The organism is Pseudomonas sp. GM49 (genome assembly GCF_000282355.1).
GTDB lineage: Bacteria > Pseudomonadota > Gammaproteobacteria > Pseudomonadales > Pseudomonadaceae > Aquipseudomonas.
In genome coordinates, this window is sequence record NZ_AKJL01000305.1 from 9,779 (window position 1) to 29,373 (window position 19,595).

Consider the following 19,595-nt stretch of genomic DNA (forward strand, 5'->3'; position numbering starts at 1 on the left):
TGTCAATGAAAGTCAGACGATACCAATACAATTCGATACCTTTTGTATCCATAGTGGATGATGCGGATTGCCCTATCGATCCGTATGTTTCGTGCTATCTCAATGGGGCATTGTCTTCTAAAGCGCCCAATACAAGATTCCGATACGCCAACGAACTTTTGCTCGTGCTTCAGCACTTTTCTGAAAGAAATATATTTTTACCTGGGCGGATTTCGTCTGGAAAGTTAATCTCTCAGAAAGAGTATATGCAGTTTTATGATAGATGTTGTTTGATTAAGGATGCGTGTGATTCGAGCTTAAACATAAAGTCCTTTCGAATAAATGATAAGCATCTCAGGAATGTGATTGCCGCCAATCAAAAAGGCATGGCAAAGGTATCTAGAGGAACATTGCAAGGTCGCATCAGAAGACTTCGAGCTTTTCTAACTTGGTTATTTGAGCAGTTTCACGATGTGCACGGGATTGAATACGAAATCAAAGAGCGATTCGCTAGGCTGACTTCCAAAATCAAACTAGATGAAGATGACCTTAAGGAGGATGATGGGCAGGAAGTAAGGGGAGTTGAAGAGTCGGTGATTCCTGATGAGGTTTTCATGAAGTTTATGGAGATAATGATGCCTTCTTCTCCGAATAACCCATTCAAGGCTTCGAGGATTAGAAATTATTTAATAGTCAATATGTTAGTAAGTAGTGGTATTAGAAGAGGCGCCCTTGCGAAATTGAAAATTTCAGACTTTCATTTCTATGGAACTTATGACCAGGTATCTATCTACAGATCTGAAAACGAGTCCACAGATCCTCGTGCTGAAAAACCCAACCAAAAGACAAAAGCGCACCTAGCTACGGTTGGGAAAAATTTAATGGTTAATGCTAAGTTTTATATTGATCAGATTCGTACTGAATTTTCTCGTGCTCAATATCATGATTTTTTCCTGATCAGCGAAAATGATTCTAAAGGGACTGCGGGTCAACCTCTATCCTTGAAATCAATAAATTCGATTTTCCAAACTGTTTCGAAAAGCCTGGGGTTTCATGTGCACCCTCATATGCTGCGTCACAAATGGAATGAGATTTTTGATAAGGAGGCGGAGCGGGTTGGGACAGATCCAGTTCTTCGTGAAGACGTTAGAAAGTACGCTATGGGATGGTCACAAAATACGACCATGATCAACGTTTACAATGATAGGCGTCTAGCGCTTAAAGCAAGGGAACTGTCGAAGGCGCATCAGCAACGTGTGAACCAGAAATAATGATCCAGAAAAAAGAAGAGGTGTCGTCGGCTAAAGCTGAACAGGCGCCTTCATTGTTCTCGGCTAAATCCGGTTTGATGGTAAACGAGTTAGATGACGTGTGGGAAATACTTCCAAATAATTGGAAAGGCGCACGGGTTAGCGTTGAATGGGTCCACAAATCGGAAATGTCAGATAAAGAAAAACGTTTGATTCTAGATGTTTTTACATATTATGTGCGAACCAAGGCCGCTAGTACTGCGAGCGGTGTTATTTCAAATGTAAGGCCATTTATGTTGGGTGGAATCCCAACTTTGAATAAAATCAAGGCAATTTGGAGTGGCCTGAAAGTAAATATGAAGAAAGCTCTGAATCAGTTTTTTGGAACTTTATCTAAGATGGGTAATCAGCAATTTAATGAAGTTCACAAATTTACAAGAACACATCTAGATAAAAATAAATTCAATGCGCTTGATTCGTCCACAGGTGCATTTAACGATATTGAGTTTGATTCATTAGCAAAGCTGATCAATGAAAATCTGCAGCGATTTAACTGGGCTGTTGAACGAGATTTTTCTTTTTATCAATCATCAATGCATTACGGCGTACTCAAGAATTTGGTAACTAATAAGTTGCTGATATCTATTGTACGTCGACCAATTCAAATTGCGCTTATGAAATGGTCAGATCTGATTCCCTCAGGTTCAAGTTTTCATGATGCAGCTATACGGTCTGTGGATGAGATTGGCAATTTAGGGGGCGGGACCCTACAGCTTAGGGTGTTTATTGCTAAATCTACTGGGATGCTTTTTTCACGTGAATGTCCCGAGCGCTATCCACTATACATTTCTGAGGAGTTATCTGATGCGCTCATTAAGTTTAAAAGCATAGTCTTTGAAGGACTAGAGCTGTTAATGAAGTCATCGGGAATTCAAGTTGATAAGGCCGAACTCTTGAGTTTGATGAATGATATCCCTATGTTTCCCGATGTCAGCATGTTTTCTATAAAGGGCGAGTCATTAGATTTTTTTAAAAGTCTTTTTTCTTCACGCTCCACCGCCTACCATGTATCAGAGTCTACCATAACAAACGCCATGAGGAATATACGTCCCAATTCTGATCGTGTAGTCGATTGCATAGCCAGTTCCAATAGGGTTCGTCACACTGTGTTAACTCGAGGCGCTCAAGATGGGCTTTCCGCCGCTCAATTAGCCAAAATAACCGGTGTAACAGAACCAGCTGCAAGACATTACATTGACTTGGATTACGAATCCAGGCGAGAGATTGACTCAAAGTATATAGGCAATGAGTTTCTTAGAAATTTATTTAGCACTGTTTTGATTGTGAAGCGAGAAACAGACGAAGCTATAGTTGATCATAACTTTAAGCCTATTGGTGGTCCGCGAAATGAGCGTGTATGCGATACCTGCTCTACCGTTATGGGGAGACCATTGGGGTGTTATGGGTGTCCTAATTTTCTACCTATGCTTGAGGCCGATCACAGGTCGGTTTTAGAGGCAGCGGAGGACAAGCTTATGGTCAATCGCAACGCCCTACTTAATCCTCTTTATATCCGTAGTATTGAAAAATTAGAGCGACAGATTGTTTGGATCAAATTGACTATAGCTGTTTGCGATGAAACCCTTGCAAGGAAGCTGTCAAGAGATGATTAACAAGTACTTAGACCGATTGGAAGCCCTCATTGTTTTGTATCGGGAGTTGGATCTGGAACAGTTTGAGGGGCCTGGCGGAAAGAAGGCGGATTTTGATGATTCGATTTGGTATCACATTGACCCAAACACTGGTCGCAGTAATAGGTTGCTCTGCGGCATCCATGGAAAAAAGGGAAGAGGCAATGCCGGTGGTCTGCCGACAGATGCCCTTCCTCATCCTTATAATTATTTGGTAAAAGTGTGGATCATCGAAACAACGAATACAAATTTGTCTGCTAGCGAGAAAAGGGCTAGAACATCAGCCGCTAGAAAGTTGTTATCGTTTATGGATGGAGATCTTTACATCCAGTCAGAATCCACAGTTCGGAGCCTTAACTTGGGAAGGCGAGTTGCTGGCCGTCTGCGCTCTTTTTTCGAATTCTGTGCTGACAAGGGCGTGATGAGGAAAATTGATTTAAAGGGAGTTGAAAGCCGAGACAGGTCGGGTCATGCCAGTTTCGATAAAAAGCTGGATAAACTTCCTGATATGAGTGCAGTTATAGCCTTAGGTAATATTTTTACAACAGTATTCGAACATGTAGATGAAAGCGGCTCGTTGCGCCCTGGTATGGAAATAAAAATAAATGATGCATTGGTGGTAACGTCTACCCTTTTGTCTCTAGCATCACCTAATCGCGCTTCTGCAGAAATTCCACTCCTTCCCAAACAAAAGCTTCAGTCTCACTCGGAGGGTAAAGGAGAACTGGTTTATTATCTTGATTGGATTGGAAGCAAAGGATACAAGAATAATAAAAATCATGTGCTTTCTGCGCTAGCTCAACCGATCAATAAAGCCGTGAATTTCTTTTATAATACATGTGAGCCCGCAAGAATACTTTGTAGATTCTATGAAAAACCTAACCGGGGTTGGAAAGCGTTGCTTGGAAAGTTCGAGATTGAGCCAGAGTTAAAGAAAAATGTATCTCTAAGTCAACGACCAAATCTTTTTACTTTAGGATATGCATTAGGTTTTTACGGAGTTGATGATAACGTTCCGGTTTTAAAAAAAGGAGCTGATTTAACGTGCGTTTATACGAGCCATAGAGGTCGTTTTTTTGAAAATAAATCAATTTTCTCTTTGCGGTCAGATGATCAGGTCTCTGTATCTGCGTCTAAAAACGCTATGTTATCCGGGCTGCCGTCTTTATTCGGGTACACGCAGCTCCCGAAATTATTTGCTGGCAAAGATGTTGTAACGATCGGAGAGGTACAGGATTGGTGGGTTTCGTTTTATAGAAAGACGATCCTACCCGAGTTTCCGTTTTCATTTTCTAACGGTGAATCATGCATTAAGCTGAAAAACGCCTTGTTTTGTTTCTTAGGTAGCTGGTTTCATGGAGATGCCCAAAACTGGGGGGGAGGTGGAAAGATACTTAAGAAGACAAATTACGCGATGGTGCCTTTAGCTTCTCTAGGAAGCTCGATTCTAAGTCGACTTTGTCCGCCTAAAAATAGAGATTCTATTTTTTTTGATTATGGGTATTCATCAGAATTATCGCTTACGCCAAATAAGTTGCGCCACCTAACAAATACATTGGCAGATTTAAGTGATATTCCCATCGAAATAATTACTGCTTGGTCGGGCAGGAAAAGTGCTGAACAAACTCATACTTATATCCATACGAGTGATGAAATAAAAGCGAGTCGAGTAAGTGCAATAGTGAATCCGCCCGAGATCGACCAAAGCTCTATTAGGACTTTTTCCAAAGAGCAGATTAAGAGCGCTACGAATCTACCGGCCTCGCTCACCTCGACGGGTCTCTGTGCTCAAAATTTACATGTTAACCCGTGCAATTATTTGAATGATTTCATCTCTCAGTGTTTTATGTGCCCTGAGACTTGCTACATTGCAGGCGATGAGAGCGCTATAGATTTTCTTGAAAAAGACTTAGCGTTTCAAACTGTGAGGCTAGAGTCGGTGGCAGGCGATATTCGTTTATCAACATCTACGGCAATGAAGAAATGGTATGTAATCCACTCTCGGAATACTTATATACTTTCTTTACTTATTAGCTTGATGAAAGATAGCCCTTTAGGTACGACAATTCGTTACTCGAACAAAAGTTCTCAGTTTCATCTGGTTGACTTGCAGACGATGGTCATTACAAAGGTTGCGTGTGCCCTCCCGGATTTTGAGACGCGACTGAGAGATGTAATTGAAAGTGGTGTTGCGAGCGTAAGCGCTCATGTTAATCCCGATTTGTGCTCGCTTTTGTCAAGTTTCGGTCTTTCTGATAAGGAGTTTTGACTTCGTGACGCCAAAAATATCCGCACAAGAGCAACGTAAAATAGAAATTATGCTGGCCAAATGGACGGGCAAGCTTACTTGGGATGCACTGGTAACAAGGGTTCAGCTTGAACTCGCAATAAAAACGACAAGACAAACTCTCTGCACTTATGTGGGTATAAGTGCATCCTATAAAAACAAAAAAGCGCAACTTCGTGGCGCATCACCCTCACTCTACACAAAAATCACAGCTTCTGACGTGAAGCTGGTTGAGCAGATAGAGAACCTGAAGGCTGAGGTTGAAGTACTAAAGAAAAATAATGCTGAGCAACTTCGAATGATTGAAAGAATGCTCTTGAATGCGGGAGCAATCCCCAATCTAGATCTCTATGCTTTAGTTAAGAGGAGGCCTGAGGAAATACAAAAGGACTAATATGTAATGTGTTAAATTGTCTCATGTCTGTATTTTGAAATCTTTAGAGTATGGCGAAATTTTTATTTTGGAAGTCTCGCGTGGTTTAGTTGGCGTGTAATAATGAAGTTTTGTGTTGTCTGACTTATCATCTTTCATAAATTTTCTACGGTAATAGTTCTGCTGGGGCACATTCAAGGCTTTCAGCAATCTGGTACAACTTTTCGACCGTAATATTGACTTCTCCTCGCTCAATTCGCCCCATATAGCTACGGTCTACTTGGCAAATTAGAGCGAAGACGTCTTGCGATAGACCTTTCGCTTTCCTCGCTTGCCTGATCTTTTTCCCCAATTCTTCCGCCAGATTCCCCATAGCCGCCTCGACACACATGAGGAAGGACTATCGAGCGTTTGCGGACGAATCGGCCACGGACTATAATCCGTATTTTTGTTTAAAAATCATTGAGGTGCCTGCATGAAACAAGATTTATTCGAATTCGACAGGCAGCTCCATTCGCTGCTTTGCGAGCATTTTTCTGGAGGGTTCACGACCCATCAGTTGAGAGACGCGTATGCGGCACTCCTTCCTCCCTCAAGCTTTCGGCTCGCGGATGTGCGCGTTTATGTTTATGAACAGATCCGAAGGTTAATTCGCGCTGGCTGGGTGGAGATGGCAGTGCAACGTCAAAAGCGGGGACAGGTGTTTCGTATGCTGGAGATGCCGCAACGGCTGCAGCTCGTACTGGTAGATGGGAACTTCTCCATGACCGTCGATCCTCTGGAAGGTCCAGCAGATGAGGGAAGAGAAACACCATGCCCTGTGCCTAGCTCAAAGGATGGGCAAGACGACCAGGTCCGCCTTCAAGCGATGCTAAAAGAGACCCGGCTTGATCTGCTTTCATCCTTGGGCGAGACCGAGCGGTACAAGCAGTTGTTTGAGGAAATTCCTCACCTGAAGGGGCGTTTTGAAGGGGTATATCTGGAAGTCCGTGACAGGAGCTCAAAGCTCCTGGGGCACGTTCGTGCAATTGAGAATACGCTTAAGGCGATTTCTGCCGCATGAACACCGATCTCAGGGTATGGCAACACGACTGCATTACGTTGGCTATGCAGCACTACACTCAGCAACCTCATTTCTTTTGCCAAGCAACTCCCGGTGCCGGCAAGACCAAAATGGCAGCGGAGCTGGCCAGACAATTACTAAAGCAAGACAAGATAGATCTGATCCTCTGCTTTGCTCCGTCACGACAGACAATGGATGGATTTCAGAGAACGTTCTCCGCAGTTCTGGGTAAACGCCTGGACGGGTTGATAGGTGCCGTCGGTGCTGCTTGCACATATCAAGGAATGGAATATCGAGACGCAGCATTCTGGAAACTGTTCGACGACTATAGGGTGTTCGCGGTTTTCGATGAAATCCATCACTGCGCTGGCCATGACTTGCTGTTAAGCAATGCATGGGGTCAGCAGATTGTGCAAAGGATTCAAGACCGCGCCACCTTCACTCTTGCTCTCTCGGGGACACCTTGGAGGTCTGACCAGAAGGCAATAGCGCTTGCTCGATATTCTCAGCCAGACGGGGTGTTGATCTGTGATTACCGATATGGCCTGCAGGAGGCAATCGCTGACGGCGTATGTCGGTCGCCGCGCATCGTCGTTTTGGATAACAACATGGTGAGGTTAACTGAAACGCTATCCACAGAAGGCACCGTCACAACGTATCCGAGTATTGCCAGGTTACTTTCTGAGTCACCCGTGTCTTATGAGGATCTGCTGTTCCATGACGATATTTTGCGGCAGATTCTGATGTTAGGGTGTACAAAGCTTCGCGAAATCCGTGAGCACCATCCGGAAGCCGGCGGCCTGGTAGTTGCGACAAACATTGAGCACGCTCACCGCATAGCTGAACTTATGCGTGCACAGGGGGAGGTGTGTCAGGTCGTGACCAATAAGACGCCAAACGCGCAGCAGGTCATCAATGATTTTCGACATGGTGGCTGCACCTGGATTATTGCGGTTGGCATGATCAGCGAGGGGACGGACATACCTAGGCTTCAGGTTTGCTGTCATCTAAGTCGTATACGTACCGAACTGCACTATCGGCAGGTGTTAGGCAGAATCCTCAGGCGCTCAAATGATGCGGATGAAAAAGCTTGGCTGTATGTTCTCGCGGAACCTGCGCTCCAGCAGTACTCGGAGCGTTTGGCCGATGATTTGCCCGATGATCATGCCGTATTGAGTGTCGTACGAGCTTCGCAGTTTGAGTGCGACGACCAGATTGACGACCATCCAGAAGATCCCAGTGGCATTGAGATCGCTATCTTGGGAGGTTCAATGGGCGGAGCCTATCCCCGAATGGGTAGCGACCACGCTATTTCGATTATCGGCTCATCCGAGCCCGCATTGTATGAACTCAATTTTTCTCAGCACTACCGAACTCAGCTTCTGAGCGTGTATTGAGAGCATGAGCTCATTAGCGTGGCTGTGGTTGGAAAGGTTCAGCTTCGGCTTCACAGTTCACCGACCCAGCGGACACAAAATGCCGGCTCCCCAAAGTTAATTTTGGTAGTGGCAGCACTGCGTTGGTGCCAATGCGAGAAAACTCTTGTGCGGAAACAGAAAAACAGACGTAAGAAAGCGCGGTTCATCAAGGCGTTGATGGCCATCAAAATCACTCGAGAAGCACGTCAATTGCTTGAAGGGCGTTCAGCTCGCGCGAGTCGATTTCTGGATGGGATATCGATCGTCGGAAATAACTCAGAGTCCGATGGCTGCGAGGCACAGGGAAAATACATGCGTGACTGTTCAACCGTGGACGAGAGTACGGGGGCTAACTATCGTCGATAGTCATCATCCATTTTAAAGGAGGCCGCCCGTTTTGGCGCCGTGATCTTTGGCGTCCACCTGACGATGTGAAGCTGGTCATGTATCAATCCCAACCTCCGGAAACCTCTATCAATGGACCAACAGACCCACGAAAACCACTACGTGTGTTTGGCGACGCCAAGATGACCACTGCTTTACTAGATCGGCTGACACACCACCGCCATATCGTCGAAACGGGCAACAAGTCTTACCGCCTGCAAAACAGCACCTTGGCCGCCCAGACAAAGATCAAATCACGTGAACGAAAGCGCAAGGATGAAGATGGTATCGAGGACGATGAACCGTTTTGATCTGCACCATAAACACCCTGCCGCATGCATGCGGTCGGGTCCGATGCGTCTTCAACCAGGACACTACTGCTAAGCTTATCCAAAATTGCTGGGACAAAAATCAGCAATCCGCCCTGGGTCAATTTTCAATCGGCAGGGTGGGTCAGTTTTCAATCAGTGCCACCACGTCGGATCTACAGCGAGGAAAGCGCCGCCCCTTCGTTCCTTGAAGATAGGCATCTGCTACTCGGAGCAGGCTTGCCATGCCTATCGAAGGGCCCTTTGATAGTCAAACCAAACTCACTTGGTCAGCCAGGACTCAACGGTCGCGGAGCCGTGCTCTGCTTTCCATTCCTTGAGGGTCTTGTGGTTGCCGCCTTTGGTTTCGACGACTTCGCCTGTGTTCGGATTTTTATAGATCTTCACCTGGCGTGGCTTACGGCTGCCGGATTTGGATTCGGCTGCTGGAGCGCGACGACCGGACTTCGGATCAAGCAGGTTGATCACGTTCGGCAGGCTGTAGCCGTACTCGGCAAGCAGAGCGCGCAGCTTGGTTTCAAATTCGATTTCTTTCTTGAGGCCAGCGTCGCCTTTCAACGCCTCGAGAGCTTGGAGCTGTTCGGCGAGGTTTTTTTCGAGTTGACGGAATTCTGCGAGCTTGGACATGACAGGTCTCATTTCAGTAGTTACCTAACAGTATATTGCAAATCGGTCAGCGCAATAGGGGCTGCTTGCGACAACAGAGCTAGCAGCCGAAAATTATGGCTCAGCAATAATTATGGCTGAGCCATAGTTTTGAATAATCCAGTTTTGCTGCGAAATTGCACTCCACTTGACCACCCGCTTCCATTCGACCTGACCAGTCATTTGCATCGGATTTGACCATCACGCTGCGTGGCCATGATCGGCAGAGAACGGCCAAAAGCAGCCGCTGGGCGAATTTCGCTTGGCGGGTTCGCGAGGCCTTGACTGCTTTGCTAGGCGGACACGGTAGTAGTTGACGTCGGACACTCCCCCAAGCAATGCTGGCCATTAGCTAACCTCATGTTGCTGAAGGGACTCTAGATGAACGAGATCGCAGATATATCTGAAGAAGTCGAAGAGCTAGATCACACCGAACAAGCTGTAACAAAAAACTTCGAGGCTGAAAAGCAACGGGTGCTCTTCGCAATTTCCAGAAATAGTCCTAAACGCTTAGTTGATCGAGTTGCTTGGATTCTGAATCACTACACTAATGCCCGTGACTCAGATATTGCTTGCCAGCTACACTACTGGAAAACATTCCAAGGGGACCTCTACAGTGGCGGCAATATTCTGCAAGAGAACTATCTTAAACTTGAACGATTGAACAGTATCACTCGGGCACGGGCAAGAGTGCAAAATGACCTTAAAATGTTCATCGCATCTCCTGAGGTTAGAAAGCGCAGAGGAAAATTGGAAGAAGAAGAAAAGCAGCGCGCCCTTGAGGAGCGTCCGACCTTTCCAATATATTGCATATATGCGGACGAAAGTGGCAAGACCAGTAAATACCTATTAGTCGGTAGCGTATGGGTGTTGCGAAGTTACGAAACGATAAAGATAACTAACGCAATCAACCAAAAGAAGCAGTCTATGGGCTTCAAGGGCGAGATGCACTTCAAAGACATCAACAAAGGCAACTTAGACGCCTACTGCGAGCTTTTGAACGCCATTATTGAAAACTCCTCTTCAATTTCATTCAAGGGTATTGGGGTTCTGAGAAGTGGTCTGACGAATCTCGACGACACGCTGAACAAACTCTTCTACCACATGGTCATCCAAGGCATCAAAGAGGAGGACACGTCAGGACGAGCTGTGCTTCCAAGAAACCTACAATTCCGTAAGGATTCCGAAGAGGAGTCTAAAGACAAACTATCTATGATGGAGATTGAGCTTCAACTCAGGAACGCAGCAAAATCTGTTTTCAACGATCGCTTGTATATTGACGTGGTTGAAGCTGAGAATTCTGAAAGATCCCCACTTATGCAGGTTGCGGACCTTTTCGTAAGCTCAATTTCGCGACATTTGAATAAAGGTGACGGAGCCGAGGGACCGAAGGACGTCTTTTCAAAAAAGTTCCTTCAATCGTTCGGCGTGAATACAAATTCCCAAGAGCTAGATGGTTTTAGCGATTGCGTCCGTTTCTCCCAGCCTAAAAATTAACGGCAATCAGACTTTCACTTGCTGAACGCAAAGAAGTCGCATCAACCCTATGGAAGCCTCATTCAGTTGATCATTTGCTTGAGGCACTGTAGAGGCCGTTTAGACGCAGTTCGCGTCAGCGACTAATGTTAGTGGTTATAGGCGTTCATAAGTCGGTAGCGCCAGACTTTTTGTGCACAGACAGGTTGAATCCACAACCAAATGCTGCCGCTCAATGGTATATCTCAAACCAGAGGCAATTCATCCCAGTCGTCAGCTTCTCACGTGGGTTTCAAAGCTATTTGGTTTTCCGAAAAAATTCATTCTAGGGCATCTGGTTTCATCCGACTGCTGCATTCAAGCTTCTATTAGAAGCCCCAATGCCTTCATGCGCAATCGGATCGCTGTCAAAGACACCCTAAAATACTTACTCAGCGCTGCCGCGATCATCCAGAAATTATCTACATTGTCACGCTGTCCATCCAGATACAGAACGCCATGCCCTCGGTTTCGAATTCCATGGTGTTTGATCAAGAGACTCAGTGCCATGTTGAACTCATATCGAGGCATAAGCAGACATGAGGCAAACGTGTTTGCCTGCCATTCAAGTCGCTCGACTTCCCCCTTTGGAATAGTGATGAGCTGGCTTTGATCGATGTCCCGAGACTGAATGCTCTCGCGTGTCATGTATCGTCCATGTTTAAGAAAATAATGGCCCAGCTCATGGGCCAATGTGAACCTGGCCAAGTCTGATTTTTCGTCGGCGGTGAAGATTTTTATTTCCAAGGGGCTGAAGGTAATGCTGCCCAGAGCTGAGCGATTCTCCTCAAGAAAACGCACAATCAAGCCATTGGCATTTCTCTCCTGGACAACAAGCTTATTTAGATCTACATCGCCTCGGATGTAGGAAATCGACTTCAATGCTCGTTCGGCTAAGTCTTCGAGGCTGCTTCTTGAGATAAAGGCAACACGTGGTTTGGTCGCAGGTAGGGGCGGATGAATCAACCTCAGCTCATCTTCGCTGAAAGCAGCTTCAAAGCTGAGCCCTTTCCAAATGCCTTCCCACCCATCAGTGTAACCAGACGGAGTGACGGCGTAGGCGCTGTAGATAGTGGGCTGAAAGTCCGGATGTGTCAGAGCATATTCAATTTCCGCTCGCTTACGCGACTTTGCGCTTCTAGCTCCTGTTAGCAACGCTCGAGGAAGCTCCCATCGAAACTCAGATTGGTCAAAGTACCGCAGAAGGCCGAAGCCTTTGTTGCGAGCAATGTTGAAGGTACCAGACTGAAACGCGCTCATGGAGGCGAAAATTCCTTTGACGTTGAAGCCGGCAACCTGACTGAGCTTGGAGCTGAACTCTTCAATGTCGCATACGGGCACAGTACCGCTGTAGTTTTTGCACTCTATTATGATGATCATCGATGGTTTTTCGAGACCCGGCAGGAACACCTCGATCGCAATATCGAAGATGATGGAATCTTCTCGATCGCGCGAGTAATAGCCTCTTTTTCTGTAGATCCGACAGTGCTCAGGTCGACAGAAGAAGCGCCCCTCATCGATCTCACGAGACAGGAAGTGAAAAACCTGTTCTTCAAATTTGTCGCCCTTGGCGTAAGTGCTTAGCTTCTCAATTTCCATATTTACGCAGAAATGCTGCTGATTGGACTCTGAGAATAGCCGATAGCGCAGTAGAAATTTCTATACATATGCTGGTTGTTAACGGTGCGACTCTGGATGTCGCTCGTGAGGGCTGCTTGATGAGCCAAATGAAGGGCTGGTGTGGGTTGTATAGGTGTGGGTTGTATAGAAGAGGGTTCCCGATGAATCACCTCTGGCTTGATAGACACCATCGACCGGCAGCTTTTGGCCGATTCTGTTGAAAAAGTCGGTCATTCCAAACTGCCTGATCATTGATGGGTGAAAACGCCTTTTTTGCACGCTGCCACGTGAAATCTGCGTCTAGAAGACTCTACCGAAAGTACAGATTTCAATCTCGGACGCGTACTTTTCAGCTGCGAAAACCATGGCCGACTTTTTCAACAGAATCGGCCGGTTTCTGGCCCTCACGGAGGGCCGCTATGGGTCGACTGGCGTCCCTGGCGAGCGACGACAGTCGACCAAGCGCCCCGGTCGCTTCGGCCGCTTTTGCTCTGTAGCGTGTGCGGTGATCCCGCTCAGCCCAGCGATGCAGCATGGTGGCGCCATCGGGCTAAAAGGGTTCGCCACCCCTGGCTAGCGGCTACGCCAGTGTTCTTGCCAGCGCGTCGATTTCACTCATCATCAGCTTGAACCTTAGAGGTAACACGGTGCTGGGTATCAGAGTGCCTGGGTCTCGCACGAAATGTGGGGTGTAGCCCATCAGCCCGGCATATTGGGCGGCATCGCTGCCCAACTGTTCGTAGAACCGCTCGAACAGTTCCTCCTCGTTTATTTCTGACAGCCGACGATACTGCGATTTGCAGAACGCGCACGCCTGGATATAAAACGGGATGAATAACGGCCCCGCCACGTATTTTGACTGTTCGAGTGCCGTTTTGAAGTGCGTGAGCGCCAGTAGGCTGTCACCGGCAAACATGGCCTCCCGGGCCTGTCCCCATTCATTCAGCCAGTTGGGGCCATGCATCAGTGCTGCGTGCCAGTTCCCTTCGATGAACCGCCTGTGTTGACCTTTATAAGCTAGCTCTAGGCTGTCCGGAATGTCGGAAACGCGGTTGAGTGAGCTGGGTAAGGCGCGAATTTGGTCGAGTAGGGTTTGAAAGCGGCTGGGCGCCTGTTGCGCAAAGGCCTCATGGCCGATGGGGTAGTCGTTGAATAACAGATCAAGCAGGTCGCTGCTAGGTATTGAATGGCTGTGCTCAACCAGGCCGGGCGGTAGGCCGCCCTTCACCGGAGGTGCGAACGGCCCGCAGTCAGCCACATGAACATTGAGGTTGTGAGCGATCAGGGCCGCAAATGCATTGATCGCGAATGCCTTTTCACCGATGGCCTCCGGGAGGTGGTAGGTCAGTGGCTGGAGGGTAGGATAAAAGGTTTCCCACTTCATCCGGCTGTGCTTGCGCAGTCGGTCGATCACCTGTTTGGACTGGGTATTAACCAGCTGGGAGGTGAAGTCTCGGTTCCATGCTTGCTCTTTAAGCGGTTTCTCTTGTTGAAACGCGTGGTACTGGTGAAGTTTGTGCAACGAAATGCCGGTGATGCGACAAGCGTCGTCAGCGAACCCTCTCAAAGGCCACTGCTCATTCCGCTCGGTATCTGGCCATGCATTGCCTGGTGACAGCGAGTCGGCCAGCGCTGCCGCCAGTAGGCGAAGGTTTTGGCTGAGAAAGAACTGAAAGCTATACACCTGACTCTGCGCGCTGCAGGCATGCTCTCTTACAAACTCCCTGTAGTGCGCAAGTGCCGATACGTAAAAACCTACAGCCAGTTCGGACACACCCCATTGGACGTAACGCTCACTGATCAACGTCTTGATGTATTGGCTCAGTTCCAGGTACTCATCGAAGGATTCAAAGTCGTTTTTGGATAGATGATTGACATAGGCGTGGATTGTTCTGCTTTTTTTTACTTTCTGTGCGTCCTTCGGGGCGAATTGGGCAGCCGCTGCGACTAGATCGTCGAGCGAGCCATAGGCGCCGTCGTCATTTTTGATTTCCTCGAAAGCCTGCCGAAGTGCGATGCGCCGATCTTTCTCCGTGGCGGATACGTGGAAGGTGACGTCCTGACTCTCGCTGTTCCAAAGCCCAAGGCAATCGCACACGACCTTGTGTAGGTAGCCGAAAGTCGGCAGTTGATTAGCAGTTGGCAGCATTGTTATTTCCTTGAAGATGAAGTGATCGCCATCCTAGGGAATTGAAAGCCTCTCACTAAGTATCAAAATCGATATAGACCGCGATCAGACTCAGAGCCAATGGCCCAGCCGATGTACCTGTGCCAATGACCGCTTCGGGTCCAGGCTGTGTGAAAACGCATTCACTGTTTTGAAGTCTGCGTTGCTACGTAAAATCTGCCGATTGTTGGTTGGTCAGCAGTCCGAAAACTTACATAGGAGCGCGATTCTTGCTCCGACTCTGACTGTCAAACGTGCTCTAAAACGATTTCACACAGCCATGGTCGATTGCAGCCCGTCGCGACAGGCAACAATCGGCCAAAAATAGTCATTGATGACGACTGAAAAAAGAGACGGAGTTATGTCAGAGGCAAGGTCACCCACTCAGCATCACAATGTATACCCTAAATACCATTTTGAATGACCATGGGAGTCAATATGGGCAGGGTCAGCGTTGCGCATTAACGAAATATTCAATTTTAACACTGACACTTTCACCTTTGTCGGTAAAGCTCATGGCTATAGGCAACCCGTTTTCAAGATGTGTATAGCTTGCCGTAAGCAGGCTCTCACCTGATAAAACTAAATAATATCCAGAGCTATCACAATTTATCTCGAAGAATTTTATTCTGCCTTTTCCGTCGGGCCACGTAATATGTCGACCCGAAATCGTAAATCCGACTGACAGGAATTTTTTAAGAGCACGAGAAGAACAAATCATCCATTCCGCCTTACGAGTAGGGAATGTAGTTTCCGAGTTTTCAGTTCGGTGATTGTAGAGTAGTATCTGCCCGCTCAACCAACTGTGCACTTCCTGCGCTAAATTTAAACCATACGTATCAAAAACGTAATGGGTGTCAGTGCCCGAAAGAAAAGCTTCGCGCGGCAGAGTTATATGCGAAACTATAGGTTCAACTTGAGCTATTGTGAGCCTTTTGAATAAGGGGTATTTTCTGACGGACGAGCTGAGCTCTTGAGTAACTTCACTCTTAAATCTGTCTAATAGAGTAACGTCCAAACTCTGACTGGAAATCTGAGACTTAATTTTTTGCTCAAGCGCTGTACTCAACAATTCGCAAAACTTACAAGCGTATTCCCGCAAGCTCACTGCCTGTTCTGACAAGACTCCAAGCCTGTCTATAAATCTAACGTTGGCCAAGGTTTTAAGTAGCGACGTTTTTAGCAAGGGCACTCTTTGAGAAGCAGCCTTCATCTCACCAAGCAGGCTATTTGGAATGGCTGGCGTAGGCATTTCCGGCTTAATGGTCGCTCCAGTTGCACGTAGTATGTAAATATTCCAAAGCTCGTAGACTATAAGAGCCCCTATGGCATCTACTATTTTATATTCCTGAAGGTCACTGCGAACCCCATAAAAATCACCAAAATTTTTCGCCGATAAAAATGCTGCAATGCATTCACCCAAAGATGTCGGGACTGGAGAGTGGCCGACATTAAATGAACGCGATCCAGCTGGATTGCGTAGCTCTCTACACTCGACGACTATTTCAGGATGCGTAGATAACAATGTAGCTAGAGCCCTCAAAGTTCCTATTTCTATGTCGCTTGAAAATCTTTTTAACGCTATACCTTTCCGGCACTTATCTAGCACCATATTTATAGACTGAATCTTCTCCTTGAGTTGCGCCTTATCTGAAATTTTTACATCGAGATAGGCTTGCATCTCAGGCTTATACTTAGTCTCAATCTTCTCATTTAGTTGCTCTACGGTTGTTCGCCCAGCATACGTGTCAGCAACGTCTTTATCGAACTCTAGCATGGATTCGTATCCCCATAATTCTGAAACTTCTTCAGGGAGATCCCAGCCACCTTCGTGATAGTTGCTTTTAAATTGAATTACTTGGCGTACATTACTCAAAAGCTCAGGAATATTTTCCGGCTGTTCACGAACAGAGGTTTCAATCAGAAAATTAAAATGTTCTTGCAAGTATGTATAAGCATCATTGCTAGACTTTGATTTATTGGCAAAACTAAGAAATAGGCGGCCATTTCGACAGAAGCGACCATACGATGGTAGCTTGTCCTCTCTAAATCTCGCGATTCGTTCAATAACTCCAATCTGTGATTTGTATTCTTCTTTGGAGAGAATCGCCCTCATAGCAAGGTACAAATAGAACCCAGCTAACGCTTGGTAAACATCGACTTCCCTGGAGACTTCAACCGCTGCTAAGGCTGAGGGGAGAGAAGCTAGCAAATGACGCGCATATTCATTTGCTTCATAGTTATCAAGATCGCTAAAGGCCTTATAGGAAATATCCTTGATCCGTCTATCCAAATCGAGTTTGGACGGGTCGGTGCTGAGCAAGTAGGACTCTAACTCCATCAAGGCGGCGACATTATCCTGAACTCTGACTTTACTTTTAAACAGCTTTTTTATTTTTAGAGAATTAGAGGAAAAAAAACCCCGCTCCCCGGCAGGTCGCAGGAAGCTAAGCTGTGCATAACTATTGATGCTTTCAAATATGCGCTCGTGTATCTCCCCTATGTTCGACATGAAAGTGTATGTAAACTTAAGATGTCGATACACTTGACACACCACAAAGCCGAACCAGACTGCCAGCGCACATAAATATGGAACTAACAAAATTAATTCAAACAGCTGAATTGAAACAAGCAATTTAGCTATGAGAGCGGTTGCTAATACCGCGAACAACTGTCGATTTAACTTTTTGGCATCTATGCCTGATAGCGAGGAAGTGATTTTTAACAGTGAGGGACTTCTGTAACGCGTCCTGGTTGCATCGATTACATTTAAAGAAATTGGAAGCGCTAACGCACCCAAGGCTGCGGCAATGGTTATTATGTCAGTTATCAATGTCGCCCAAATTGCACTTTTCTCCTCTGTAATTGCTGCTTGTGCGGCAGTCATTATCCAACATTTAAAATTCTCAATCGTTAGAATAATCTTGCTGCCGAGCTGAAGTGTAGAATTTAAGATCTCAGAAAAATCCATTTCGCATATCTCACTTGGCAGTTAAACAACCAATTGCATTAGTTGACGACTGCTTTCTTAATTTTCGAAATAGCTATGTCATGCATTCATGTGTGAAATTTACACCAAACGCGTCAACAAATCTGCCCAGACGGCAGTCAACATCGAGGTAGACATTTTCTTATCGCGACCATCAGCTTCACGCCCTGAGGAAGTCAGTCAACCTAAATAGAGGTTCTTCAGGAGCGGTGAACCACGCTTCCTCAAGGCATTCAAATAGGTGCTATCCAGCCCCCTCTGAACCCTTGGGAGAAAACCTCTTTCAACCGCTCGTACCAATCTACGTCTTACGGCAGGGTGAAATTCACCGAGCCACCTCTGCTCGTTGTGCCTGCACCGCATATCGGCCATAAAAAGGATGGGATACAGTCAGCGACCAGAGGTCCTGAATAAACGGGTGCAATGGCGAATCTATGCTAAACCCTAGGTAGATCCGTAGAGGTCCATAGCCGATGCAAGGCTATTGCTGATGGTTAGGTAGGGGGAATATCCTCCCTGCCTCGCGCCATCGACAACTGTCGGCTGGTCTCGGGCTCCTAGGAGCTATCTCCTATGTTGCGTTCAACAAGGAAGCTGTTTAAGTCAAAACGGATGACGAATTTGCTAGAGGAGAATGACAGTGAGCAAACATCGCGAACATAAAACCTTGATGGATAGACTGAAAAGCTATTACCAAGGTGCTGAGCGTGAGGCAGCAAAAACAACGCCTTTTTACGTCACGGGAGACGGCGTAATGTTTGCTGACCCAAAAGAAGTGATTCGCTCGCAAGCTGTGCAAAATCAGCTTTCAGCATTCGAATCTTTGAGGACAGAGATTCAAGACAAGAAGAGCGATCCTAAAAAGTGCGTCGCACAAGGCGATTAAACCCGGCGTTAATCGCCTCCTAAGGATAGGTTGATGCTCAAAGCAGCGCTGGCGTTTTTCCCCTTGATAGCTGGCTATCTTTTCGTAAGCACGTGGCATCAAACCAGATACCTTATAAAACGTGAAGACTCTCAAAAGGTCTATATCAGGGCCGCATTCTGGGGTATTTGGCTATTCCTTCTTGCTTTTGCTTTTCTTACCTCGGTCAAACAAAAGTTAGAGCCGTATCTTGCATTCGTAAGGGAGTGGGCAGACCTGGCAATCCTTCAGGACTCCAGTGACCGGCCGACCGATACAGCGTTTTGGCTTCTCGTTCTGTTTTTCACATTGTTTCTAGGAATGGTTGGCGGCTATTTTCTCAACTGGCTGCTGGCGCTCAAATCCATTTCTAGACAAGAGATTTTCCGACTGCTCGTACGTCGGATCAAAAACCGTGACCACCATTTTTTTGGGCTGATTTATGCCTACTCCAACCGGACTGCGCTCAAGACAGCAGTACGCGTTCTGAATGCCGATCTTGAGATCATCTTGATGAGGTCATTAGAGTTGACCATTCCCGTATCTGTGACCTTGGGGAGCGGTAAGGTATACATAGGCTATGTGACCGGGGCGATTGATCCGGGTGACAAACGCGACATGCTCCGGATCCTGCCCGTGGTGAGTGGCTATCGCGCGGGAGAGGAAATGAAGCTTTGTTTCACCACCTGGTACATAAATGTGTATCAGCGATTCAAGAAGGATGAGTCACTTAGCCACTTGAACCCTGAGTTGTTTGAGGTGGCGTTTCCTTTAAGCGAAATCAAGACCATCAACCTGTTCGATATAAAGGCGTACCAAGCTTTTCAGCAGGAAAACGCTCCGCCCGCTTGATCTATGTCTCTCTGGCTCTCCGCGCCGACATCTGCCGATTTTTACTGGCTTGCCGGATGAGGCTGCGACCGACTTAGCATGCAGCAGCTTAGGTTTGACAGTCTTTACGACCGTATTTACCTCCACTAT

At 46.7% G+C, this 19,595-nt stretch carries 14 protein-coding genes and 1 pseudogene; 10 read left to right on the top strand and 5 right to left on the bottom strand.

Translation table 11 applies throughout. The annotated features are described in order from the left end of the window. Positions 1-5: 5 nt before the first annotated feature. Genes PMI29_RS02695 through PMI29_RS30635 form a run of 4 tightly spaced genes read left to right on the top strand, consistent with a single transcriptional unit; the run spans position 6 to position 5,601 of the window. On the top strand, positions 6-1,250 hold the full coding sequence (locus PMI29_RS02695; RefSeq protein WP_008003562.1) for a site-specific integrase: 1,245 nt from the start codon (positions 6-8) through the stop codon (positions 1,248-1,250). Then, a complete protein-coding gene (locus tag PMI29_RS02690; protein ID WP_008003564.1) occupies positions 1,250-2,902 on the top strand; it encodes a hypothetical protein in 1,653 nt (550 codons plus the stop codon). The genes PMI29_RS02695 and PMI29_RS02690 overlap by 1 nt, the downstream gene beginning before the upstream one ends. After that, positions 2,895-5,189: a hypothetical protein gene (locus PMI29_RS31555; protein WP_008003566.1), complete on the top strand. Its 2,295-nt coding sequence runs from the start codon at positions 2,895-2,897 to the stop codon at positions 5,187-5,189. Before PMI29_RS02690 ends, PMI29_RS31555 begins: the two co-directional genes overlap by 8 nt. A 4-nt stretch (positions 5,190-5,193) precedes the next feature. Beyond that, on the top strand, positions 5,194-5,601 hold the full coding sequence (locus PMI29_RS30635) for a hypothetical protein (protein ID WP_008003567.1): 408 nt from the start codon (positions 5,194-5,196) through the stop codon (positions 5,599-5,601). A 145-nt stretch (positions 5,602-5,746) separates the two neighbouring features. On the opposite strand, the gene PMI29_RS02685 is transcribed toward PMI29_RS30635, so the two are convergent. Further along, positions 5,747-5,953 (bottom strand): helix-turn-helix domain-containing protein, encoded by a 207-nt coding sequence (locus tag PMI29_RS02685; protein ID WP_008003568.1) that lies wholly within the window; start codon positions 5,951-5,953, stop codon positions 5,747-5,749. A 102-nt stretch (positions 5,954-6,055) separates the two neighbouring features. On the opposite strand from PMI29_RS02685, the gene PMI29_RS02680 reads away from it, so the two are divergent. The 3 genes and pseudogenes from PMI29_RS02680 to PMI29_RS0130490 all read left to right on the top strand — a co-directional run. Next, the gene (locus PMI29_RS02680) at positions 6,056-6,643 is read left to right on the top strand and encodes a hypothetical protein (RefSeq protein WP_008003569.1); all 588 of its coding nucleotides are present in this window, start codon (positions 6,056-6,058) and stop codon (positions 6,641-6,643) included. After that, complete coding sequence (locus PMI29_RS02675; RefSeq protein WP_008003571.1) at positions 6,640-8,040, top strand: DEAD/DEAH box helicase; 1,401 nt, start codon at positions 6,640-6,642, stop codon at positions 8,038-8,040. The genes PMI29_RS02680 and PMI29_RS02675 overlap by 4 nt, the downstream gene beginning before the upstream one ends. A gap of 530 nt (positions 8,041-8,570) precedes the next feature. Next, positions 8,571-8,756: pseudogene (locus PMI29_RS0130490) on the top strand (ATP-binding protein); the annotation flags it as partial. Positions 8,757-9,035: 279 nt separating this feature from the next. Here PMI29_RS0130490 and PMI29_RS02670 read toward each other — a convergent pair. Further along, positions 9,036-9,401, bottom strand: a complete 366-nt coding sequence (locus PMI29_RS02670; protein WP_008003573.1) for a histone-like nucleoid-structuring protein, MvaT/MvaU family — start codon at positions 9,399-9,401, stop codon at positions 9,036-9,038. A 399-nt stretch (positions 9,402-9,800) separates the two neighbouring features. On the opposite strand from PMI29_RS02670, the gene PMI29_RS02665 reads away from it, so the two are divergent. After that, positions 9,801-10,916 (top strand): DUF3800 domain-containing protein, encoded by a 1,116-nt coding sequence (locus PMI29_RS02665; RefSeq protein WP_008003574.1) that lies wholly within the window; start codon positions 9,801-9,803, stop codon positions 10,914-10,916. A 336-nt stretch (positions 10,917-11,252) separates the two neighbouring features. Here PMI29_RS02665 and PMI29_RS02660 read toward each other — a convergent pair whose 3' ends face one another. The 3 genes from PMI29_RS02660 to PMI29_RS02655 all read right to left on the bottom strand — a co-directional run bounded on the left by PMI29_RS02660 (position 11,253) and on the right by PMI29_RS02655 (position 17,692). After that, a complete protein-coding gene (locus PMI29_RS02660; protein WP_008003576.1) occupies positions 11,253-12,533 on the bottom strand; it encodes an ImmA/IrrE family metallo-endopeptidase in 1,281 nt (426 codons plus the stop codon). Positions 12,534-13,134: 601 nt separating this feature from the next. After that, a complete protein-coding gene (locus PMI29_RS30640; RefSeq protein ID WP_008003578.1) occupies positions 13,135-14,703 on the bottom strand; it encodes a hypothetical protein in 1,569 nt (522 codons plus the stop codon). Between the two features lie 466 nt (positions 14,704-15,169). Then, entirely contained in the window at positions 15,170-17,692 is a 2,523-nt protein-coding gene (locus PMI29_RS02655) for a hypothetical protein (protein ID WP_008003580.1), read from the bottom strand. A gap of 658 nt (positions 17,693-18,350) precedes the next feature. On the opposite strand from PMI29_RS02655, the gene PMI29_RS02650 reads away from it, so the two are divergent. Both PMI29_RS02650 and PMI29_RS02645 read left to right on the top strand, forming a co-directional pair. Then, positions 18,351-18,596: a hypothetical protein gene (locus PMI29_RS02650; protein ID WP_008003583.1), complete on the top strand. Its 246-nt coding sequence runs from the start codon at positions 18,351-18,353 to the stop codon at positions 18,594-18,596. A 33-nt stretch (positions 18,597-18,629) separates the two neighbouring features. Beyond that, positions 18,630-19,466, top strand: a complete 837-nt coding sequence (locus tag PMI29_RS02645) for a hypothetical protein (RefSeq protein ID WP_008003585.1) — start codon at positions 18,630-18,632, stop codon at positions 19,464-19,466. Positions 19,467-19,595 lie beyond the last annotated feature (129 nt).